This is a genomic window from Micrococcus sp. ACRRV, assembly GCF_022346985.1.
GTDB classification, from domain to species: domain Bacteria; phylum Actinomycetota; class Actinomycetes; order Actinomycetales; family Micrococcaceae; genus Micrococcus; species Micrococcus porci.
Window position 1 is genome coordinate 1 of record NZ_JAKRNH010000169.1, and the last position, 2,786, is coordinate 2,786.

Annotated in this window: 2 protein-coding genes; one reads left to right on the forward strand and one right to left on the reverse strand. The window is 75.6% G+C overall.

Features of this window, described 5'->3' with window-relative positions; all coding sequences use genetic code 11:
* Window positions 1-23 precede the first annotated feature (23 nt).
* The gene (locus MHY29_RS11740) at window positions 24-1,448 is read left to right on the forward strand and encodes an NCS2 family permease (protein ID WP_239241442.1); all 1,425 of its coding nucleotides are present in this window, start codon (window positions 24-26) and stop codon (window positions 1,446-1,448) included.
* 90 nt (window positions 1,449-1,538) lie between these two features.
* On the opposite strand, the gene MHY29_RS11745 is transcribed toward MHY29_RS11740, so the two are convergent.
* The gene (locus tag MHY29_RS11745; protein WP_239241440.1) at window positions 1,539-2,489 is read right to left on the reverse strand and encodes a transglycosylase family protein; all 951 of its coding nucleotides are present in this window, start codon (window positions 2,487-2,489) and stop codon (window positions 1,539-1,541) included.
* Window positions 2,490-2,786: the final 297 nt, after the last annotated feature.

The window sequence follows — 2,786 nt, forward strand, 5'->3', positions numbered from 1 at the left end:
CCCCCGCAGGCCCCCGCTCCGGCCTGGACCGCTTCTTCGGCATCTCCGCCCTCGGCTCGTCCGTGGGCCAGGAGGTCCGCGGCGGCATCGCCACGTTCCTGGCCATGAGCTACATCGTGGTCCTGAACCCCCTGATCCTCTCCGGGCCGGACTCCACCGGCGCCGTCCTGGGCATCCCGCGCGTCGCCGCGGCGACGGCGCTCGTGGCCGCCGTCGCGACCCTGGCCATGGGCCTGTGGGCGCGGCACCCGTTCGCCCTGGCCTCAGGCCTGGGCGTGAACGCGTTCCTGGCCATCACGGTCGCGACGACGCCGGGCCTCACCTGGCCGGACGTCATGGGCCTGGTGGTGATCGCGGGCCTGGTGATGGTGGTGCTCGTGGCCACCGGCTTCCGCACGGCCGTGTTCAACGCGGTGCCGGAGGCGCTCAAGACCGCGATCGTGGTGGGCATCGGCCTGTTCATCGCGCTCATCGGCCTCGTGAACGCCGGGTTCGTGCGGCGCCTGCCGGACGCCGCCGGCACCACCGTGCCGGTGGGCCTGGGCACGGGCGGCGAGCTGGCCGGCTGGCCGGTGCTCGTGTTCATCGTGGGTCTGCTGGTCACCGCGATCCTCGTGATCCGCAACGTGCGCGGAGCCATCCTGGTCGGCATCGTCACCGCCACCGTGCTGGCGAACATCCTCGAGGCCGTGTTCCACATCGGCCCGTCCGTGGGCGCGGACGGCTCCCACAACCCGACCGGCTGGGCCCTCGTGGCCCCGTCCCTGCCGGAGTGGGCGGCCCCGGACCTGTCCCTGCTCGGCTCGGCCCGCCCCTTCGGCGCGTTCGAGGCCGTGGGCGGCCTCATGGGCGCCCTGCTGGTCTTCGCGATCCTGCTCTCCGTGTTCTTCGACGCGATGGGCTCCACCGTGGGCCTGGCCCGCGAGGCCGGCTCGATGGACGAGCACGGGAACGTCCCCCGCCTGAACCGCGTGCTCATGGTCGACGCCCTGGCCGTGACGGGCGGCGGCGCCGCCTCGGCCTCCGCGGGCCAGATCTACGTGGAGTCCGGCACCGGCATCGGCGAGGGCGCCCGCACCGGCCTGGCCTCCGTGGTGACCGGCCTGATGTTCGTGGCCACGATCTTCCTCACCCCGCTGATCCACCTGGTGCCGTTCGAGGCCGTGGCGCCGGCGCTCGTCGTGGTGGGCTTCATGATGTGCTCCCAGGTGGTGCGCATCGACTGGACCGACTGGGGCGCCGCCCTGCCCGCGTTCCTCACGTTCATCCTGATGCCGTTCACGTACTCGATCGCCAACGGCATCGGCGCCGGCATGATCGCCTACGCCGTGATCCGCACCGGCCAGGGCCGGGCCCGCGAGGTGCACCCGCTGCTGTGGGTCGTGGCCGCCGCCTTCGTGCTGTACTTCGGCATGGGCGTGTTCCGGGGGATCCTCGGCCTCGCCTGATCCCCTGCCGTCTCCCGCACGACGGCGGGGCGGGGCGCGCTCGGAGGTCGATGCTCTCCAGGCGCGCCCCGCCCCTCGTCGCTCGTAGGGTCAGCAGGCGGCATCGGCCTCCTGGTGCCCGGCGTCACCGCCGGTCTCCGGGGCCGCGCCCTGGCGCTCGCCGCCGGTGCGGCCCTCGCGCTGCTCGACGTCCTGCCCCCGCTGCTCGCGCTGGTCGGCGGTGCCGCGGCCCTGCTCAGCCTGCTCGGCGGTGCCGCGGCCCTGCTCGGCCTGCTCGGCGGTGCCGCGGCCCTGCTCGGCCGAGCGCTCGGCCGGCTGGCGGCCAGTCTGATCACCCTGCGGGGCGGGCTCCGGGGCGGGCTCGCTCGGAGCCGGGGCCTGCTCACCGGACGCGGCGGCATCCGGGGCGGCGGTCGGGGCGGTCCCTCCCGCCTCGGTCTCCTCGCCCGCCGCCTCCTCCGCGGCGGCGTCGGCGCCTGCGGCGGTGTCCGCCTCGGCCTCGTCGGCGGCGCCCGCGGCAGGCTCCACCTGGGCCACGGTCTCGACGGGCGTGGTGACGTCCGCCTGCGCCACGGCGGCGTCGGAGACGGTCGTGGAAGACGTCGAGGTGCTCATGGCCGCGACGCTCGCCGCGTCGGACCAGCAGCTCTGCGACGCCTCCCACGGCGTGGTGCCCTCCTGCGCGTACAACTCCTGTGCGGCCGCGTCCTGGACGGATGCCGGGGCGTCGGCCGCGCTCGCATACCCCTGCGCGGCGGCCAGCGTCGCCCACGTGGAGTCGAGGAACTGGTAGGCGCCGGAGGCCCCGCTGGTGGGGTTCACGGCGGTGTAGTCGCCGCCGGACTCGCAGGCCTGGATGGACTGCAGCACGGACGAGTCCACGGTCGCCGCCTGGGCCGGGGCGCTCGCCATGCCGACGGCGGCGAGGGCGCCCGCCGCGCCGAGCGCGCCGACGGCGGTCCGGCGGCGACGCGATCGGCCCCGCACGCCCGTCGTGGCCAGGGGGGTGGTCGTGTCGGCGGTGTTCTGGTCGATGCTCACGGGGAGCTCCTGTCCTTCGGTGGTCACGGCACCGGGCGGCACCGTCCCTCCACCCTGACGGTGCGACCTGCGCGAATCCCCGGACGGACCTGACACCCCGGCCGCAACTCCATGGGCGCGCCGGAGGCAGTCGCCGGGAGTTCCCGGCAGGCCATGACCCGCCCGCGGTGGCTCCGGCATCCTCGCGGGCGCGCGGCGGGCGCCCCCGGGCGCGAGGGACCAGGCGCCGCGATCACGCCGGCCCCTGGCCGCTGTGATGGGATGGGCGTCGGGCTGCGGGGTCTGGGCCATGACGCC